Below are 18225 nucleotides of genomic sequence, written 5' to 3'. Positions count from 1 at the left end.
TAGATCAGAGCCGCTCGATGATCGTCGCGTTGGCGAGGCCGCCGGCCTCGCACATGGTCTGCAGGCCGTAGCGGGCGCCGCGGTCCTCCATGGCGTGCAGGAGGGTCGTCATGAGGCGGGCGCCGCTGGCGCCGAGGGGGTGGCCGAGGGCGATGGCGCCGCCGCGCACGTTGACCCTGGCGAGGTCGGCGCCGGTCTCGTGCCGCCAGGCCAGGACGACCGGGGAGAACGCCTCGTTGACCTCGAACAGGTCGATGTCGCCGAGCGTGAGACCGGCTCGGGCCAGGACCTTCCCGGTCGCGGGGATGATCGCGGTGAGCATGAGCAGCGGGTCGGCTCCGGCGACCGCGAAGGAGTGCAAGCGCGCGCGGGGGCGCAGGCCGAGGCGGCGGGCGGCGTCCGCGCTCATGATGAGCAGTGCGGCGGCGCCGTCGTTGACCGGGGAGGCGTTGCCCGCGGTGACGTTCCAGCCGATCTCGGGGAAGCGCTCCGCGTGGGCGGGGGTGAAGTAGGCGGGCTTGAGCCCGGCGAGGGCCTCCATGGTGGTGGTCGGACGGACGGTCTCGTCGCGCTGCCCCGTCCAGGCGACCTCGCGGTCGAACTCGCCGCCGTTCCAGGCGGCCGTCGCGCGCATGTGGGACTCGTGGGCGAAGGCGTCCAGCTCCTCGCGGGTCATCTTCCAGCGGGCGGCGATCAGCTCGGCGCTGATGCCCTGGCCGACGAGCCCTTCGGGGTAGCGGGCGTGCAGCCGGGGGCCGAACGGGTCGCTGCCGGGCAGGACGGCGGAGCCCATCGGCACCCGCGACATCGACTCCACGCCGCAGGCGATGGCGATGTCGTAGGCGCCGCTCATGACGCCCTGGGCGGCGAAGTGCGCGGCCTGCTGGGACGAGCCGCACTGCCGGTCGACGGTGGTGGCGGGCACGCTCTCGGGGAACCCGGCGGCGAGGACCGCCGTCCGGGTGACGTTCAGCGCCTGGTCCCCGACCTGGCCGACGACGCCCCCGATGACGTCGTCGACCAGGGCGGGATCGATCCCGGAGCGCTCGACGAGCTTCTCCAGGGTGAGGGCGAGCAGGTCGGCGGGGTGCTCGGCGTGCAGGGCCCCGCCGGGCCTGCCCTTGCCCATCGGGGTGCGGACCGCCTCGACGATCACCGCGTCTCGCATGGCTTCCTCCTCGTCCGGAACGCGCGTCCAGTGAGACGACGATAGGGCGAGTAAGTTGGAAAATACAACTCACTGCGGAGGAGACCCGCGCCACAGCCGGACGGCGCTACCTGACGGGAACCGGCTCCGAGAGCGGCGCCCCCTCCGCGTGCGGGGCCTCGCCCCGGGTGTTCGCGGCGCGCAGCCCGATGACGGCCGCCGCGGCCACGAAGACCGCGCAGGCCAGCAGGGCGCGGGAGAAACCGCCGGTCAGGGCCTCCGGGGGCGCGACCCGGTCGGCGAGCAGGCCGTTGGTCCGGGACGTGGCGACCGCGGTGAGGATCGCGAGGCCGAGCGCCCCGCCGAGCTGCTGCGACGCGTTCAGCATCGACGCGGCGAGCCCGGCCCGCTCCGCCGGGACGTTCGCGTTCGCGGCGGTGGTGACGGCCACGAACGCGAACCCGAGCCCGACCGAGGTGATCAGCAGGCCGGGCAGCAGGTCGGCGACATAGGTGCCGTCGACGGGGATGCGCGACAGCAGGTAGATGCCGGCGGCGGCGATCAGCATCCCGGTGACGATCAGCGGGCGGGTGCCGAACCGTCCGGTCAGCTTCCCGGCGACGCCCGCGGCGACGCCGACGCCGAAGCACAGCGGCAGGTAGGCGGACCCGGTCTCCAGCGGCGTGTAGCCGAGGACGCTCCCCATGTAGAGGCTGAGGAAGAAGAACATCGACCCGAGCCCGGCGATCCCGATCAGCTGGGTGAGGTCGGCGGCGACGAGTCCCTTGACGCGGAGGATCGACAGGGGCAGCAGCGGGTCGCGGGTGCGGTGCTCGACGGCCAGGAACGCGGCGAGGAGCAGCAGCGCCCCGGCGAGGCCCCCCACGGTGCGGGCCGTGTCCCAGCCGGCGTCCGGCGCCTCGACCAGGGTGTAGACGAGCAGGAGCATCCCGCCGGTGACGAGCAGCGCGCCGGGGACGTCGATGTCGGCGAGCCGCGCGGTGCGGCGCTCCCCGTCCACGAGGAGGAACAGCCCGGCGATCACGAGGGCGCAGACCGGCGCGTTGACGAGCATGACCCAGCGCCAGCCGGGGCCGTCGGTGAGCAGCCCGCCGAGCAGGACGCCGGCGGCCGCCGCGCCGCCCGCGACGCCGCCCCAGATGCCGAGCGCCATGTTCCGGTCGCGCCCCTCCTTGAACGTCGTCGTGAGGATGGACAGCGTCCCGGGCAGCATCAGCGCGGCGCCGGCGCCCTGCGCGAGCCGCGCTCCGACGAGCGTCCCGGCGTCCTGGGCGAGCCCGCCGGCGAGGGAGGAGAGGCAGAACAGCACGGTTCCCGCGACGACCACGCGGCGGCGCCCGAACAGGTCGGCGACGCGCCCGCCGAGCAGCATCAGCCCGCCGTAGGCGAGCAGGTAGGCGCTGGGCACCCACTGCAGCGCCTGGACGGAGAAGTCCAGGTCGCCGCGTATCGCGGGGAGCGCCACGTTCACGATGGGCGCGTCGGCGAAGTCGATGAACGCGATCGTGCACAGCAGCGCCAGGGTGAGCCTGCCGCGTCCGGTCGCGAGGAACGACCCTTCGGTCATGAGGTTCTCCTTGGAATCGGTCACGCGAACATGAGCCCTCGCGGGGCACCGGATGTGACATCGCGGCCCGCCGATGAGGGCTACATCACATTCCGGTCACCGATGTCACACTCGGACGTCCCGGACGCCTCTCAGGGGGCGAGGAGGTCCGCACATGCCCGAGGGAACCGCCACGCGCGTCTTCGCCGACCACAGGGAGCTGCTGTTCTCGGTCGTCTACAACATGCTCGGCAGCGTCGCCGACACCGAGGACGTCCTGCAGGACGCCTGGCTGGCCTGGGCCGCCAGGGAACGGGACGTCGACAACCCGCGCGCCTACCTGGTTCGGATCGCGGTGAACACCGCCCTGTCCCGGCAGGCGGCGATCAGCCGCCGCCGCGAGACCTACGTCGGCCCGTGGCTGCCCGAGCCGCTGCTCGGGCCCGCGTCCGGCGGCGCGGACGAGCACGCCGAACGCGGCGAGACGGTGTCGATGGCGCTGCTGGTCGTCCTGGAGTCGCTGTCGCCCCTGGAGCGGGCGGTGTTCGTCCTGCACGAGGTGTTCGGGTACGCGCACGCCGAGATCGCGGGGATCCTCGACCGGAGCCCGTCGGCGGTCCGGCAGCTGGCGCACCGGGCGCGCGAGCACGTCCACGCCCGCCGGCCCCGCTTCCGGGCGGACCCGAAGGTGCGGCGCGAGGTGACCGAGCGGTTCCTGGCGGCGGCGCTCGGCGGCGACATCGACGCGCTCATGGAGATCCTCGCCCCGGACGTGACGCTGTGGACGGACGGCGGCGGCAAGGCCCCCACGGCGGCGCTGCGCCCGATCACCGGCGCCGACAAGGTCGCGCGCGTCGTCTCCGCCACGAGGGGCCGCCCGTCCGGCGAGGTCGACATCCGCTACCGCACGGTCAACGGGGATCCGTGCGCGGTGCTGTTCGACGGCGACGCCCTCTACGGCGTCATGGTGCTCGACCTCTCGGCGGACAACCGGGTCGTCGGCGTCTACGCGGTCGCCAACCCGGACAAGCTCGGGCACATCAGCGCGGACGAGTGAGCACGGCCCGGATCAGTGGCCCGGGAGGACGCACATCGCGTCGAGGCCGAGGACGTGGTTGAGGCGGCCGAACGCCAGCCACGAGCCCAGGCACATGCTCAGCTCGACGATCTCGCGCTGGGTGTAGTGCTCGCCCATCCGCTCCCAGAACGCGTCGTCCAGGCCGTGGTGGTCGAGGGCGTAGCGTTCGGCGTACTCGGCGGCGAGGCGGGTGCGGTCGTCGAACGCGTCGGTGGTGCGCCACTCGGTCACCGCGGCGGCGAAGGTCTCCTCGACCTTCTCGCCGTCGCGGTCGGTGCGCCAGTCCAGGCAGAAGAGGCAGCCGTTGATCTGGGCGACGCGCAGCCGCGCGGCCTCGAACTCGCGCAGGCCGAGCGTGGTGTGGGCGTACACGGCGAGGGACAGGTTCGCGGCGGCGGGGCCGATGCCGGGCACCATCTCGCCCCACACGTACTGGATGGGGTCCTTGCCGTCGGGGACGTCGATCATGGCTTCCTCCCGAGCGCCCGCGTGGGCCGGAGTGGGACGTCGAGCGCGTCGTAGAGGCCCGGGTCGGCGCCGGCGAGCCAGTCGATGGCGCCGACGAGGCGTCCGACGGCGGTGGCGTTGCCGCCCGCCGCCCGGTTGCCGTGCCGGTCGGTGGCCTCGACCGTCACCTCGATCCGCGGGTCGCCCTCGATGACGACGCGGTGCGCGCCGTCGCCGTCCGGCGGCACGGGCCAGTCGGGCGCGCAGGACGCGTGGATGCGGGTGACGTGCTCGATGACGATGCGGGGCACGCCGTCCACGATGCCCTGCACCTCGAACCGCACCGCGCCCTGCGTGCCCTTCTCGAAGTCGCCCATCTTGTCGGTGGTGACGGTCGCGTCGAGGGGGCGGCGGGCGACGGTCTCGCGGATCTCGTCGAGCTCGACGCCGAGCGCGCGGGCCATCAGCCGGATCTGCCCGCCCCACACCATGGTGGGGACGGTCGCGGCGAGCATCGGCGGCTCGTAGTCCATCGGCTGGCCCATGCCGACGAGGTAGCGGACGGAGTCGGGCTGGTCGTAGGTGGTGTAGTCGAAGATCTCCTGGCAGCGGATCACGTCGACGGTGGCGCCGAGGCCGCTGACGAGCAGCGGCAGGACGTCGTTGCCCCAGCCGGGGTCGACGCCCGAGACGAACAGGGAGCCGCCGCCCGCCTCGACGGCGTCCAGGACCTGCCGCCGCATCTCGGGCGGCGCGTTGCGCTGGTCGTAGAGCGCGTAGAGCGCGGGGGTGACGACCACGGCCCCGGCCCGGATCGCGCGGGTGATGTCGGCGAGCGCCTCGTCGGGGCGTATGTCGCCGGACGCCGCGTACACGACGGCCCGGGGCCCGGCGGCGAGGGCGGCGTCCACGTCCGCGGTCGCCGCGACGCCGAGTTCGCGGCCGGTCCCGGCGAGGTCGCCCGCGTCCCGGCCGACCTTCCCGGGATCGTGGACGATCACGCCCGTCAGCGCCAGCGCCGGATGGGCCTCGACGGCCCGGATCGCGAGCCGGCCGACGTTCCCGGTGCCCCATACGACCGTGGAGATCATGCGTCGGAATCTAACAGGGCGCCGGCGGGTCTGCCAAGCAAGCATTTGGTTAACTCTATGTGATCTCATACCACAACTTTGTGATCGACCGCAAGTTACTTGCGCGTATCTAGTGACGCGGCCCATCACGTCGATATAGAACCTGTTCCAGCCTGATCGAGAGTGAGGTGGGTCACATGGACGACTCCACTGCGCACAACGCCGAACCCATGCGCCTTTCGCGGCGCGGGTTCGTGCTCGGAACCGGTTCCATCGTCGGTCTGGGGCTGCTGCAAGGAACCGGCATCGCCCGGGCCGCCGCCGCGCCCGCGGCGCCGATCGGTGACGGCGCGCGCGTCCCCGTCCTGGTGATCGGCACCGGCTACGGCGGCTCCGTCGCCGCCCTGCGGCTCGCCGAGGCGGGCGTCGACGTGCACATGGTCGAGATGGGGCAGTCCTGGGACACCCCGGGCACGGACGGCAAGATCTTCGCCAACACCCGGACGCCGGACTACCGGTCGTTCTGGCTCAGGACGAAGACCAAGCAGCCCCTCAGCAACTTCCTCGGCTTCCCGATCGACAAGACGGTCCCCCGCCACACCGGCATCCTGGACGCCGAGGACTTCAGCGGCATCACCGTCTACCAGGGACGCGGCGTCGGCGGCGGCTCGCTGGTCAACGGCGGCATGGCCGTCACGCCGCGGCGCGACCGGTTCGGCGCCGTCCTGCCGTCGGTGAACGCCGACGAGATGTACTCGGTCTACTACCCGCGGGCCAACGCCGGGCTCGGCGTCAACGAGATCGACCGGGCCTGGTTCGACACGACCGACTGCTACCAGTTCGCGCGGGTCGGGCGGAAGCACGCCCAGCGGTCGGGCTTCGAGTTCGTCTACGTCCCGAACGTGTACGACTTCGAGTACATGAAGCGGGAGGCCGCCGGGACGGTGCCGAGGTCGGCGCTGGAGGCGGAGATCCTCTACGGCAACAACCACGGCAAGAAGTCGCTCCAGCAGACCTATCTCGCGCGGGCCAGGGCGACCGGCCGGGTCTCCATCTCGGCGCTGCACCGGGTGACCTCGGTGTCCCCCGCGTCCGGCGGCGGCTACCGCGTCACCATCGAGCAGATCGACACCTCCGGCACCGTCACGGCCACCAAGACCGTGACCGCCGCCCGGGTGTTCTTCGCCGCCGGCAGCGTCGGCACCAGCAAGCTGCTGGTCAAGCTGAAGGCGACCGGCGCGCTGCCGAACCTGAACGGCGAGGTCGGCCGGGGCTGGGGCGACAACGGCAACGTCATGTGCGGACGCGCCAACCACATGTGGGACCCCACCGGCAGCCTCCAGTCGTCCATTCCCACGGCCGGCATCGACAACTGGGACGCGGGCGGGGCCTTCGCCGAGGTGGCGCCGCTGCCCACCGGGATCGAGACCTATGCCTCCTTCTACCTGTCGATCACCAAGAACCCGAACCGTGCGCGGTTCACCTGGAACGCCGCGGCCGGGCGGGTCGAGCTCGACTGGCAGACGGCCTGGAAGCAGCCGAGCATCACGATGGCCAAGACGATCTTCGACAAGATCAACCAGAAGGAGGGGACGATCTACCGGACGGACCTCTTCGGCGCCTACAAGATCTGGGGCGACCACCTCACCTACCACCCGCTCGGCGGCGCCGTCCTCAACAGGGCCATCGACAACTACGGCCGGCTGCACGGCCACCCGGGCCTGTACGCCATCGACGGCTCCCTCATCCCCGGCAACACCAGCGTGAACCCGTTCGTCACCATCACGGCGCTCGCCGAACGGAACATCGAGAAGATCATCGCCACCGACCTCTGACGGCGGCCCGCGGATCCGGCCACGGGCGCGTGTGGCCGGACCCCGATTCCCGACCTCTTCCGAACGCCCATTTAGTCCGCTTCGCAACATGTGTGACACTTGCGACTCTTGCTGCGCTTAATGATCATTGGGCCGGCCGGGATTCGGGAGAGGCATGCTGAAGCGCAGTGCGATCGGGGCGTCCGTGGCGGTACTGGCCGTGGCGGGAACGGTCACCTACACCGTCACGTCGGAGACCACCGCGACCCGGACGGCGGGATCGGACCGCGGCCGCGTCCACTCGCGGGCCCTCGAGGACCTGCCGGGCGCCGCGTCCGGCGGGACCGGCGGCAAGGCCAAGGGCCTGTCCCGCCGCACCACCGAGCCGTTCAGCATGGTCGGCGTCACCTGGGACAGGCCCGCCGAGGAGCTGCGTGGAACGATCCGCTTCCGCGCGCGGGACGCCGGGACCGGCACGTGGTCCGGCTGGAAGGCGATCGAGCCCCACAGCGCCGACGCCCCCGAGCACGGCGGGCGGGGCGGGACGAGCGGCCTGTGGACCGGGCCGTCCGACGGCATCGAGATCACGGTGGCCGGCGCCGCCGCGCTCCCCGTCGGCCTGCGCGTCGACCTCATCGACCCGGGCACGGCCGGGGCGACCCCGCGCGCGCTCGGTGAGGGCGGGATGCGGCTCATGGCGGCGCGGGACGTCACCGCCCCCAGGCCCGCCATCGTCCCCCGCGCGACCTGGGGCGCGGACGAGACGCTCGTCAAGGAGCCCCCGGAGTACGACACGTCGGTGAAGGCGGCGTTCGTCCACCACACCACCTCGGGCAACGACTACACGTGCGCCGAGTCGGCCGCCGTGGTCCGGTCGCTGTTCCTGTACCACGTGCAGGGCCAGGGCTGGAACGACATCGGCTACAACTTCCTCGTCGACAAGTGCGGCACCCTCTACGAGGGCCGGGCGGGCGGCGCCGACCGCCCCGTGCACGGTGCCCACACCTACGGGTTCAACACCGACACGACGGGCATCGCGCTGCTCGGCACCCACACCGCCGCGAACGACCCCGACCTCCCCGGAGTCGCCCCCACCCAGGCGTCCCTGAACGGCGCCGCGAAGGTCGCCGCCTGGAAGCTCGGACTGACCGGCGCCGACCCGACCGCGAGGACGACGCTCACGTCCGCCGCGCCCGACGGGACCGGCGGCAAGTACCCCTTCGGCCAGGAGGTGGAGTTCGGCACCATCGCCGGGCACCGCGACGGGTTCGCGACCGCCTGCCCCGGCGAGCAGCTCTACGCGAAGCTCCCCGCCATCAGGACGGCCGCGAAGCAGATCACCGTCCCGGCCATCGCCACGGAAGTGACCGGCGCGACCCTGGCCGGCGGGCGATACCACACCAGGAGCACCGCCACCCTGAAGTGGTCGCCCGCCCAGGGGGCGACGTACAAGGCGCACGTGGACGGCAAGGCGGTCGCCACCGGCACGGGCTCCGCGACGGTGACGCTGGCCCCCGGCACGCACACGGTCCAGCTCCACGGCTCCTACGCCGATGGGACGACGTCGTCCTCGCCCGCCTACACGATCGTGGCGGACACGACGCGTCCGACGATCACGGGCCAGGCCCTCTACCTGCGCCGCAGCACGGTCAGCGGAACCGCGATCCCGGTCGCCCTGCACTGGAAGGCCGCCGACAACGCGTTCCTCGCCGCCGTGAAGGCGACGTCACCCGCCGCGAAGACGTTCGAGACGACCGCCACGAGCTGGGCCGCGTCCGCGAAGCCGTACACCACCCAGTCGTGGTCGCTGACCGCCGCCGACGCCGCCGGGAACACCGGCACGGCCGCCATCAGCCGCTACGCGGGCGTCACGAACGAGCAGTCGGCGACCCGCACCGGCACGTGGAAGACCACGACCACCGCGTCCTACCTCGGTGGCCGCGGCCTCTACAGCAGCGCGAAGGGCGCCGGCGCGAGCTGGACGTTCACGGGCCGGACCGCCGGCCTCATCGTCAAGCGCGGCTCCGGCCTGGGCGCCGTCCACGTCTACGTCGACGGCGCCAAGCTGGGAACCCTCGACACCCGCGCGTCCACGACGTCCTACCGCCAGCTCATCTGGACGCGGTCGTGGAGTGCGAGCGGCAAGCACACGATCAAGATCGTCGTGGCGGGCACGTCCGGACGCCCCACGGTCGGCATCGACGGGCTCGCCTACATCCGCTGACGCGAAAGGGCCGCCGTCCCCCCGGGACGGCGGCCCTTCCAGCCGCGGTCAGGCGCCGAGCGCCTTCCACGTGCGGCCGCCCACCACGCCGTGGGCGGTGAGCTTGTGGTTCTTCTGGAACTTCTTGACGGCCGTGCGGGTGTTCTCGCCGAACCGACCGTCCGCCTTGATGCCCAGCGCCTTCTGCAGGGCCTTCACCGCGTCCCCGCGCGACCCCAGCCGAAGCGTGGTGTCCTTGTAGCGGGTGAGCGGGCCGGCCTTCCGCGCGGGCGCCGGGACCTTGACGGGTGCGGGGGTCTTGACGGGTGCCGTGGTCGTCGCGGGAACCGGAGCCGGAGCCGTCGCGGGGGCCGCGACGGGGGCCTTGACCGCCGGGGCCAGCAGCGCCCGCCACGTGTCGGCCGTCATCGTGCCGGTCTGCGGCAGGCCGCGGCCCTTCTGGTAGTTCACGACCGCCAGCTTGGTGGCCGCGCCGAACTTGCCGTCGGCGCCGACGCCGAGCGCCTGCTGGACGGCCGTGACGACCACGCCGGACGAGCCCGGCCCGACCTGCGCGCCGGAGTACCGGTACAGCTTCGCGACCAGCGCGGACGCGCCCACCGGCGCCTTCACGACCGGGTAACCCGGGCAGGCGGCCGTCCGGGCGGCCTGGTACGGCGGCGCCCAGTTCAGGTCGCTCGGACGGCACGGCCCGTAGTCGACGGCGGCGGCCTTCTGCGTCCAGTAGGACGTGCGGCCCATGGCACCCGCCCAGGTGAGCGAGATGTGGACGTGGTCCTGGTGGCACAGCGTCGTGCCGGAGCACGCGTACGGGCGCCAGCCGTCCTGCGGGCGGTACAGCCCGAAGATCTTCTTGTCCCAGATCAGGTACATGACGCCGAGCCGGCGCGCCATCGCGTACTTGTTGCCCTTCGCGTCCGTCGCGAGGAGCCAGCTCAGGAACGCCTCGGCCTTGGCCTTCTGGGCGGGCACGGCCGAGTCGATCATCCAGTCGACGGCCCGGCCGTCGGAGTGCTCGGTGGTGCCGTCGACGCAGGACCGCCCCAGCCCGTACGAGGTGCCGGGGTAGGTCGTGCGCAGCAGATCGCCGAGCGCCTTGGCGCCGGGCCGGGTGACGGGGTCGCAGGCGACCTGCGGCAGGTAACCGGACGCCGCCTCGATGGCGGCGGGAAGGCCCGCGGGGACGGCGGGCGTCGCGGGGGCGGCCGAGGCGGGCACCTGGACGACCGCGGTGGCGCCCACCGCCGCGGCGGCGAGGGCGAGGGAGAAGCGACGGGACGAGGGGAAACGGGACAACGCTGACCTCCAAGGACGGGTTTCCGCCCTCTTCGGCCGCGGCACTCACCATCTGAGGTGTTCCGCGCGGCCCGCCGCCTACCGCTCCGCCGCGTCGGGCGCGCTCCCCCGCTCCCGACGCGGCGTGCCGCTCAGCGCGAACGGGTCACCTCCAGACGTCGACGACGATCCGGGTCGGGTTGCTGAGCTTGGTCAGCCTGACGTTCGGGTTGGAGACGTCCGTGGTGACGCCGAAGCTGACCGTGGCCTCGAAGTCGCCGAGCAGCGCGAAGCCGTGCAGGAACCGCATGCGCAGGTCCCGGATGAACCGCGGCCCGCGGTACCGCGTGTGCGCGTCGGCGAACCACATCGTGACCTGGACGTTCCCCCTGCCCGCCAGCGGGACGGGGTTCCCCGAGCCGTCGTAGTGCAGGCTGTAGGGCTTCGTCACGCGGACGGTGCCGGGCATCCGGCCGCGGATGTCGATGACCATGCGGTCGTAGTAGCTGTGCGCGCCGAAGCGCACGTTCGTGACCTTGCTGATCGGCGGTGTGGTGACGGCGGGCGGTACGGCCGCGACCGCCGAGGTGCTTCCCCCGACGACCACGGTGGTCGCCGCGGCGAGCGCGGCGAGCAGGCGACGTTTCATGACGTCCTCCTCGAATGTGGCCTACGTCACAGGATTGTACGCTCCCGTCTCATGCCGCACTCTGGTACCTCGCGTCCCGCCGGATGGCGGCGGGACGCGGGCCCCGGCTCCGCATCGCCGAGACCCCGCGCCCCGCCCCCGTCATCCGGCCGCGCTCATCCGGACGCGGCCGGATGCCATCGGGTCAGGCGGCGCTCCAGCAGGACGAGCGCGTAGTTGAACGCGAGCCCCACGACGGAGATCGTGACGATGCCCGCGTACATCTCGGTGATCGCGAAGTTCTGCTGGGACGAGTTGATCAGGAATCCGAGGCCGTTCTTGGCCCCCACCATCTCCGCGACGATGACGACGAGGACGGCGGCCGCCCCCGCCAGCCGGATCCCGGTGAAGATCGTCGGCACCGCCGCCGGCAGGATCACCTTCTGGAAGATCCGGACCGGTGGCAGGCCGAGCGACCGCGCCGACTTCACCAGCGTCGGGTCCACCGTCCGGACGGCGCTGATCGTGTTGAGCAGCACCGGCCACGCGCACGCGTACAGCACGATCGTGATCTTCGACGTCTCGCCGATGCCGAGGATGAGCGTGAACACCGGCAGCAGCGCGATCGCGGCGGTGTTGCGGAAGACCTCCAGCAACGGGCCGAGGAGCTCGGCGACCGGCCGGTACCAGCCGATGACGAGCCCGAGCGGCACCGCGACGGCGAGGGCGAGCGCGAAGCCGCTCAGCGCGCGGATCAGGCTGGCGCGGGTGTCGTCCCAGAGCCGGCCGCTGCCCGCGAGGTCCGCGAGCGTCGGGACGATCTCCGACGCCGGGGGCAGGAACGTCCGGTCGACGAGGCCCGCGCGGGGCGCGAGCTCCCACAGGGCGAGGAACGCCACGATCGCGACGCTGCGCCGGAACAGGGTCGCCGCCCTCCCGACGCCCCGCCGGGCGGGCGCGGGACGTGCGGCCGGGATCTCCTCGCGGGTGACGGGCGCTCGCAGTGCGCTAACCAAGGCGGGCCTCCTCGCGCGGTGCCGGGACGGTGAGCCGCTGCGCGGCGCTGACCTCGTCCCGCAGCAGTGACCAGACACGGTGCCGGTGCGCCGCGAACTCCGGGCTGGAGCGCAGGTCGTCGACCTCGCGCCGGGACCCGAGGTCGATGTCGACGACCTCCTTCACCCGGCCGGGGCGGGACGTGAGGACGGCCACCCGCCGGCCCAGGTAGACGGCCTCGTCGATGCCGTGGGTGATGAACACGATCGTCTTCCCCGTGCTCTGCCAGATGCGGAGCAGCTCGTCCTGGAGGGTCTCGCGCGTCTGGGCGTCGAGCGCGGCGAACGGCTCGTCCATGAGCAGGACGCCCGGGTCGTAGGCGAGGCTGCGGGCGATCGCGACGCGCTGCTTCATCCCGCCGGACAGCTCGTGCGGGTAGCGGTCCCCGAACCCGGAGAGCCCGACGAGGTCGAGGTGGTAGCGCGCCACGTCGGCCCGCTCCTTGCGGGTCAGCCCCATGCCTTCGAGCCCGAACTCGATGTTGCGGGCCGCGGTGCGCCAGGGGAACAGCGCGTACTGCTGGAACACGACCCCGCGGTCGAGGGCCGGACCGGTGATCTCCGCTCCGTCGAGCAGGACGCGTCCGGAGGTGGGCCTGGTGAGCCCGCCGAGCAGATCGAGCAGCGTCGACTTGCCGCAGCCGGACGGGCCGACCACGACGAGGAACTCGCCCTCGGCGATGTCGAGGCTCGTCTCCTCGAGCGCGGTGAACGCGCCCCCGCCCCGGACCGGGAACTCCTTGCGGACGTTCTGGATCTGGATCTTCACTGGGCGCTCCCCGCGTACGGGTTGAACTCGTTCGTGTAGAGGCCGTCGACCTCGACCTCGCCCTTCGGGATCTGCCCGACCTGCTCCAGCCAGGCGATCCAGGTCGTGAACTCCTTGTCGGCGATGACGCCGCCCTTGCCCGCGACGCCGTACGACCGCCAGTACTTCAGCGCGTCCGGGCTCTCGTTCCGCTTGCGCTTCTGGACGATCTGCAGGAAGCGGGCGATGACCTGGTCGCGCGGAGTCGTCCGGGACCATTCGATGGCCTTCGCGACGCCGGCGGTGAACGCCCGCACGGTCTCGGGGTCGCGCTTGATGAAGTCGTTCCGGAAGACGTAGCTGCCGCCGGTGAACGAGCCGAGGAACTCGTAGTCGGTGAACACGGGCCGCAGGCCGCCGGTGGCCAGCGCCTTGTCCCGGAAGATTCCGGAGAGCGCGGCCGCGTCGATCTGCTTTTGCCGCAGCGACTGCTCGGTCGTGACCGGCGGGAGGGCGAGCGGCTCGGTGCGCTTCACCTCGTCCGGTGTCAGCCCGTTGCGCTGCAGGTACAGGTCGAGGACGGCTTCGGAGTGGCCGCCGAGCGTGTTCATGCCGATCTTCTTGCCGAGCAGGTCGCGCGGCCCCCGCACCGGGCTGCCCTCCGGGACGAAGAAGCCGGTGTAGGTCTCCTTGTCGGTGCCGTAGTAGCCGATGACGGGGGTGAGCGGCGCGCCGGCCGCCTTGAGCTTGACGACGGCGCCGTTGAAGGCGCCGCCGAAGTCGGTCTGGCCGGTCGCGGCGGACTGGATGTCCTGCGGGCCGCTGATGGTGTTGCCGACCCACTTCAGCTTCACCTCGCCGAGGTAGCCGAGGTCCTCGGCGAGCTCGAAGGGCGTCACCTGGCCGGTCCAGCCCTGGTAGCGCAGCGTCGTGGTGCCGGACGCCCCGGCGGAGGCGCCGCACGCGCTCGCGCCGAGCGCGGCCGCGCTCAGGACGGCGGCGAGGAGGATGGATCGTCGTCTCGTGGTGCTCAACGGGTGTCTCCCGGGTGTGGACGGTCTGGGGGTTCAGGGCGTCCGGGGGAGACAGAGCGCGCTGGCCTGCCGCCTGAGGTCGACGTGCAGCCGGGCGACGAGGGGGGCTCGGCGGTTCACACGGCGAGCATCGCCCGAGCATCGAACTAAGTCAATAGGTTTAGTAGGAAATATTCAGGACTTAATTGGTAGGAATAGTTGACGAACGCTCGTCCCGCGTGCTTGGCTTGCGGCCATGCGGCAACTGCTCCTCACCCGCCGGCGCCACGTTGACCTGGTCCGTGTCGCCGCCTCGGCCTGTCAGCGCTGACCGTCCGCCCGCCCCTGGCGCGGGCCTCTCATCCCCCTGCACCCCCGCGCGGACCGGTCCGCGCACCCTGACTTCCCTGAGGAGAGGCATGTCCCAGTTCGATGTCCGCAAGGTCGGCGGCCGCATCGGCGCCGAGGTCGTCGGTGTCGACGTCCGCGACCTGTCCGACGAGGTGTTCGCCGAGATCGGCGCCGCCCTGCTCGAGCACAAGGTCCTCGCGTTCCGCGGCCAGGACCTCACCGACGACGACCAGATCGCGTTCGCGTCCCGCTTCGGCGCCCTGACCGGCGCGCACCCCACCGTCCCGGGCGACGAGGAGCGCCCCGAGATCCTGCCCGTCGACAGCGAGTCGAGCCGCGCCGACCAGTGGCACACCGACGTCACGTTCGTGCGGACCCCGCCGAAGATCAGCACCCTGCGCAGCCTGGTCGTCCCGCCCTACGGCGGCAACACGCTGATCTCCAACACCGCCGCCGCGTACCGGGACCTGCCGGAGGAGCTGCGCCTGCTCGCCGAGCGGCTCTGGGCCGTCCACACCAACGACTACGACTACGTCCGGCCCGCGTCCGCCGGCGCCGACCCGGAGAAGTTCGCCGCGCACCGCGAGGCGTTCGTGTCCCGCGTGTGGAAGACGGCCCACCCCGTCGTCCGGGTCCACCCCGAGTCGCAGGAGCGGAACCTGTTCATCGGCGGGTTCGCGCAGAGCGTCGTCGGGCTCTCGTCCCGCGAGAGCCGGGCCCTGCTGGACATCTTCCAGTCGTACGTCACCCGTCCCGAGAACGTGTTCCGCTGGCGGTGGGCGCCGAACGACCTGATCGTCTTCGACAACCGCATCACGCAGCACTACGCGGCCGACGACTACGGCGACCTCCCCCGCCTCCTGCACCGCGTCACCGTCGCCGGTGACGTTCCGGTCGGCGTGGACGGCAAGGAGAGCTACCGCGTCGAGGGCGACGACGCGTCCCACTACACCCCGACCGCCACGGCGGCCTGACAGGACCCCCGGGCCCGGCGCACCCCCCTCCGCGCCGGCGCCCCGGGCTCGTGGGACGGACGCGGTCACCGGAGGCACCCACGCCCTCGCCCTCACCAACGCCGCCGAGGGCGAGGGGCCGCCCCTCCAAGCGGTCGAGCTACCGGTCGTGACGTCCGGAACGGATGTCACGGGCCAGCGCGATGAACGCGTCCCGCACCAGGACGATCCGGGACCCGTCCGGGTCCCTGGAGTCCCGCACCGCCACGACCGACCCCACCCCGGCCACCTCGACGCAGTCGCCGCCGGAGGAGTCGCTTCTCGCGCTCTTGCGCCACTTCGCGGACGACAGATCCAGTGTGCTCACACGCTCTCCATGGTCGAACGGATCAGGTGCTCCGAATCCTCCGCGGACAGCGCGGTGGACCTGATCAAATTGAAGAGTACGGCAAGCCTCCTCACGCTCGCCGGTTTCGTGAGCATCTGCCCGTAGCCGCTCGCACCGTCCACGTACGCGACGTCCGCGCTCTCATCGAACGACAGCAATTGGAACCCGCTGCCTTGGAAAACGCGGGCCCGAGTCGGGATGATCTGAATGGAGACGTTGAGCATCTGCGCCATATCGATGAGCCGCTTGCACTGCTCCTCACGGATCTCCTCGCGCAGGTCCCTGACGACCGCCTCGCGGAGCAGGAGGAACACCAGCGGGGGCTGGGGTTTTGCGAAGATCGACTGCCGCGCCATGCGAAGGGAGAGTAGTTCCTCCACCTTGTCCGGGGGCTGCTCCGCCTCGAACACCATGCGCGCGTGTTCCTCGGTCTGCAGAATGCCAGGGATCAGCAGCGGGGCGAAGATGCTGAACTGTGAGGCATCCGGTTCGGCTTCGGCCAGTGGTCGAAAGCCGCTAGGAATCAGCCCGCGCCGACGCACCTCCATGTGTCGTTCCCACATACGGCGGAATGCGCCGTGCGCCTCAAAGTAGGTATCCAGGTCATCCGCCAGACCTTCGGACGGCGCCTTCTCGAACGTCTCGACCTTGGCGATCCATTGCGGGGTGCAGCCCAGTGCGGCCGCGAGCTTGTTGCGGGACAGTCCGGCCATCTCTCGCCGGGCCCGGAGTTCGCTGACGAAGACCTCCTGGAAGGGTGAGCAGTCGGCGCCGTGTGAGGGTGTCACGGGGGTGCCTCCCGGGTGTCGGTCCGCCGGTTCGGGGTGTCACCCCCGTCCGGCCGGGTGCTCGGAGGTGGGTGTTCGGTTCGTAGCTCACGGTAACTCCGCGCTGCGAGGCTCGTCCGCGAAAAGCCGGAACGACCTCGCAGGGGATCCATTCCATGGACGATCAAGAGCGTGCCCGACTCCAGGAGCAGTACCCGTCCTGGCATATCCGCCATCCACAAAACGCGGCGTTCGTCATCGCGCCCCGTCGTGGCCGCCCTCTCACCAGCGAAGAGCTCTACCAGGGCCTTTGCGCGACCCTCATCGAGGACACCTGCGAACGGATGCAGGAATCCCTGGCCGCCCAGCTCGAGATCGAGAAGACCCTGTGATCCCGGCCCTCGCCATCGTCGGCGGATCACTCCTCACCCTCTACCTGATCTGGATGCTCGCCCTGCTCGTAGGCATGGCCTTCACCGGCAGCGGCTATGTCGGCAGGCATCGCGCGACATAGCACCCGATTCCCGGCGTCCGGTCGTGAACCGCGCGGTTCACCGGGGGCGGGACGAGTCGGCCGGTTCGTGCCTGGCGGACGTCGCGTCGTCGGTGTAGAGCCAGGATGTGGCGCGTTCGTAGGCGAATCGGAAGGCGAGCGGCATGATCAGGTTGCGCACGCGGCGGGCGATCGGGCCCATGGTTTTGGCGTCGCGGGAGTCGTCGCCGGCTTTGAGCGTCCTGGTCACGCGGGCCTGCCTCGTCCGGCGGTACGCGGCCAGTGCGGTGGGCACGTCGGCGGTGGTCTCCAGGGCGCGGGCCAAAACGATCGCGTCCTCGATCGCCATGGACGCGCCCTGGCCGGCGCCGACCGGGTGCAGGGTGTCGCCGACCAGGACGATCCGGTCGTTGTGCCAGGTCGGCACCTTGGCGAGCGAGTGCATCAGGGTCGGCCGATGCAGTGCGGTCACCGCGTGCAGCAGGGCGTTCGGCACCTCTTCGCGCCGGTACAGGTCTCGCAGCACGTCCAAGCCGATCGCGTCCGGATCGGGCGCGTGCGCCGCCGCGGCCACGACCTGACCGACCCCGTCCAGCTCCGCGACCGTGGCCACCGGCTGCCCGGCGACCCGGCCCTGCTGGCCGCCATGATGGGCGCCGCCACGTCGATGTTCGGCTACGCCTTCCTGACCGCGGGCACCGAAGAGGCCACGGACGAAGAGATCATCGACACCCTCGCCGCGCTCTTCCTCAACGGCCTGAAAGGTCCATGACCTTCGCGGTGCTAGCCTCGAAACCGGTCACCCAGCGTGGCGGCCCCGGACGAGTACGTCGTACCCGGCATGACAAGACGACGTGGACATTCGCCAGTCTCTCGCGGAGGTACGTCGTCGTGGCGTGGATCGTCCTTGTCATCTCGGGTTTCCTGGAGACCGCCTGGGCTGCGGCCCTGGCCTCGTCCAACGGCTTCACCCGTCCGCGTCCCACGGTGCTGTTCGCCGTCGCGCTGGCCCTGAGCATGGCCGGGCTCGCCTACGCGCTGCGCGCCATCCCGGTCGGCACCGGTTACGCGGTGTGGGTGGGCATCGGGGCGGCGGGCACGGCCGTGTACGGCATGGCCGTCCTGAACGAACCCGCCACGACCGCGCGGCTGCTGTGCCTGGCGCTGATCGTCGGCGGGGTCGCGGGCCTGAAGTTCCTGCACTGAC

At 71.6% G+C, this 18225-nt stretch carries 22 protein-coding genes and 1 riboswitch; of the genes, 9 read left to right on the top strand and 13 right to left on the bottom strand.

Annotated features, from left to right (window positions below):
• Window positions 1-4: 4 nt before the first annotated feature.
• Together IE99_RS0120160 and IE99_RS0120155 are read right to left on the bottom strand one after the other, a co-directional pair.
• Window positions 5-1168, bottom strand: coding sequence for a thiolase family protein (locus tag IE99_RS0120160; RefSeq protein ID WP_030172967.1), 1164 nt, complete (start codon window positions 1166-1168; stop codon window positions 5-7).
• A 106-nt stretch (window positions 1169-1274) separates the two neighbouring features.
• On the bottom strand, window positions 1275-2759 hold the full coding sequence (locus IE99_RS0120155; RefSeq protein WP_245623280.1) for an MFS transporter: 1485 nt from the start codon (window positions 2757-2759) through the stop codon (window positions 1275-1277).
• Between the two features lie 130 nt (window positions 2760-2889).
• Between IE99_RS0120155 and sigJ the strand changes: the two genes are divergently transcribed.
• On the top strand, window positions 2890-3771 hold the full coding sequence (gene sigJ, locus IE99_RS0120150) for an RNA polymerase sigma factor SigJ (protein ID WP_030172961.1): 882 nt from the start codon (window positions 2890-2892) through the stop codon (window positions 3769-3771).
• Between the two features lie 12 nt (window positions 3772-3783).
• Here the strand turns inward: sigJ and IE99_RS0120145 are convergent, their stop codons facing one another.
• On the bottom strand, window positions 3784-4260 hold the full coding sequence (locus tag IE99_RS0120145; protein ID WP_030172958.1) for a carboxymuconolactone decarboxylase family protein: 477 nt from the start codon (window positions 4258-4260) through the stop codon (window positions 3784-3786).
• Window positions 4257-5330 (bottom strand): NAD(P)H-dependent amine dehydrogenase family protein, encoded by a 1074-nt coding sequence (locus IE99_RS0120140; protein WP_030172955.1) that lies wholly within the window; start codon window positions 5328-5330, stop codon window positions 4257-4259. The genes IE99_RS0120145 and IE99_RS0120140 overlap by 4 nt, the downstream gene beginning before the upstream one ends.
• Before the next feature lie 176 nt (window positions 5331-5506).
• Between IE99_RS0120140 and IE99_RS0120135 the strand changes: the two genes are divergently transcribed.
• Both IE99_RS0120135 and IE99_RS0120130 read left to right on the top strand, forming a co-directional pair.
• Window positions 5507-7144 carry a GMC oxidoreductase gene (locus tag IE99_RS0120135; RefSeq protein WP_030172951.1) on the top strand — a complete coding sequence of 546 codons (1638 nt, stop codon included), beginning with the start codon at window positions 5507-5509 and terminating at the stop codon, window positions 7142-7144.
• A gap of 154 nt (window positions 7145-7298) precedes the next feature.
• Window positions 7299-9347 carry an N-acetylmuramoyl-L-alanine amidase gene (locus IE99_RS0120130; protein ID WP_030172948.1) on the top strand — a complete coding sequence of 683 codons (2049 nt, stop codon included), beginning with the start codon at window positions 7299-7301 and terminating at the stop codon, window positions 9345-9347.
• Between the two features lie 48 nt (window positions 9348-9395).
• Here the strand turns inward: IE99_RS0120130 and IE99_RS0120125 are convergent, their stop codons facing one another.
• The 6 genes from IE99_RS0120125 to IE99_RS33700 all read right to left on the bottom strand — a co-directional run bounded on the left by IE99_RS0120125 (window position 9396) and on the right by IE99_RS33700 (window position 14207).
• On the bottom strand, window positions 9396-10643 hold the full coding sequence (locus tag IE99_RS0120125; protein WP_030172945.1) for a peptidoglycan-binding domain-containing protein: 1248 nt from the start codon (window positions 10641-10643) through the stop codon (window positions 9396-9398).
• Window positions 10644-10788: 145 nt separating this feature from the next.
• The gene (locus tag IE99_RS0120120; protein WP_030172942.1) at window positions 10789-11271 is read right to left on the bottom strand and encodes an AMIN-like domain-containing (lipo)protein; all 483 of its coding nucleotides are present in this window, start codon (window positions 11269-11271) and stop codon (window positions 10789-10791) included.
• A gap of 155 nt (window positions 11272-11426) precedes the next feature.
• Window positions 11427-12266: an ABC transporter permease gene (locus IE99_RS0120115; RefSeq protein WP_157610407.1), complete on the bottom strand. Its 840-nt coding sequence runs from the start codon at window positions 12264-12266 to the stop codon at window positions 11427-11429.
• Entirely contained in the window at window positions 12259-13074 is an 816-nt protein-coding gene (locus tag IE99_RS0120110; protein WP_030172936.1) for an ABC transporter ATP-binding protein, read from the bottom strand. Before IE99_RS0120110 ends, IE99_RS0120115 begins: the two co-directional genes overlap by 8 nt.
• The gene (locus IE99_RS0120105) at window positions 13071-14087 is read right to left on the bottom strand and encodes an ABC transporter substrate-binding protein (protein WP_030172933.1); all 1017 of its coding nucleotides are present in this window, start codon (window positions 14085-14087) and stop codon (window positions 13071-13073) included. Before IE99_RS0120105 ends, IE99_RS0120110 begins: the two co-directional genes overlap by 4 nt.
• Window positions 14088-14120: 33 nt before the next feature.
• A complete protein-coding gene (locus IE99_RS33700; protein ID WP_425423843.1) occupies window positions 14121-14207 on the bottom strand; it encodes a putative leader peptide in 87 nt (28 codons plus the stop codon).
• Between the two features lie 115 nt (window positions 14208-14322).
• Between IE99_RS33700 and IE99_RS33695 the strand changes: the two genes are divergently transcribed.
• Complete coding sequence (locus IE99_RS33695) at window positions 14323-14397, top strand: putative leader peptide (protein ID WP_425423842.1); 75 nt, start codon at window positions 14323-14325, stop codon at window positions 14395-14397.
• A gap of 88 nt (window positions 14398-14485) precedes the next feature.
• On the top strand, window positions 14486-15391 hold the full coding sequence (locus IE99_RS0120100) for a TauD/TfdA dioxygenase family protein (protein ID WP_030172930.1): 906 nt from the start codon (window positions 14486-14488) through the stop codon (window positions 15389-15391).
• 139 nt (window positions 15392-15530) lie between these two features.
• Here IE99_RS0120100 and IE99_RS0120095 read toward each other — a convergent pair whose 3' ends face one another.
• Both IE99_RS0120095 and IE99_RS0120090 read right to left on the bottom strand, forming a co-directional pair.
• A complete protein-coding gene (locus tag IE99_RS0120095; RefSeq protein WP_037559771.1) occupies window positions 15531-15737 on the bottom strand; it encodes a DUF397 domain-containing protein in 207 nt (68 codons plus the stop codon).
• Window positions 15734-16546: a helix-turn-helix domain-containing protein gene (locus IE99_RS0120090; protein ID WP_157610406.1), complete on the bottom strand. Its 813-nt coding sequence runs from the start codon at window positions 16544-16546 to the stop codon at window positions 15734-15736. Before IE99_RS0120090 ends, IE99_RS0120095 begins: the two co-directional genes overlap by 4 nt.
• 155 nt (window positions 16547-16701) lie before the next feature.
• On the opposite strand from IE99_RS0120090, the gene IE99_RS0120085 reads away from it, so the two are divergent.
• Both IE99_RS0120085 and IE99_RS33470 read left to right on the top strand, forming a co-directional pair.
• Complete coding sequence (locus IE99_RS0120085) at window positions 16702-16917, top strand: hypothetical protein (RefSeq protein ID WP_030172921.1); 216 nt, start codon at window positions 16702-16704, stop codon at window positions 16915-16917.
• Complete coding sequence (locus tag IE99_RS33470; RefSeq protein WP_281176562.1) at window positions 16914-17039, top strand: hypothetical protein; 126 nt, start codon at window positions 16914-16916, stop codon at window positions 17037-17039. The genes IE99_RS0120085 and IE99_RS33470 overlap by 4 nt, the downstream gene beginning before the upstream one ends.
• 37 nt (window positions 17040-17076) lie before the next feature.
• Here the strand turns inward: IE99_RS33470 and IE99_RS0120075 are convergent, their stop codons facing one another.
• Entirely contained in the window at window positions 17077-17592 is a 516-nt protein-coding gene (locus IE99_RS0120075; protein ID WP_245623279.1) for an FAD-dependent oxidoreductase, read from the bottom strand.
• On the opposite strand from IE99_RS0120075, the gene IE99_RS0120070 reads away from it, so the two are divergent.
• On the top strand, window positions 17575-17790 hold the full coding sequence (locus IE99_RS0120070; protein WP_051712872.1) for a hypothetical protein: 216 nt from the start codon (window positions 17575-17577) through the stop codon (window positions 17788-17790). The genes IE99_RS0120075 and IE99_RS0120070 overlap by 18 nt on opposite strands.
• Before the next feature lie 21 nt (window positions 17791-17811).
• Window positions 17812-17877, top strand: a riboswitch (guanidine-III (ykkC-III) riboswitch).
• A 32-nt stretch (window positions 17878-17909) separates the two neighbouring features.
• Window positions 17910-18224 carry a DMT family transporter gene (locus IE99_RS0120065; protein WP_030172910.1) on the top strand — a complete coding sequence of 105 codons (315 nt, stop codon included), beginning with the start codon at window positions 17910-17912 and terminating at the stop codon, window positions 18222-18224.
• Window position 18225: the final 1 nt, after the last annotated feature.

It is taken from the genome of Spirillospora albida, from assembly GCF_000718255.1.
Classification (GTDB): domain Bacteria; phylum Actinomycetota; class Actinomycetes; order Streptosporangiales; family Streptosporangiaceae; genus Spirillospora; species Spirillospora albida.
The sequence above is the reverse complement of the archived record's forward strand: the minus strand, read 5'-3'. Positions and strand labels throughout refer to the sequence as shown.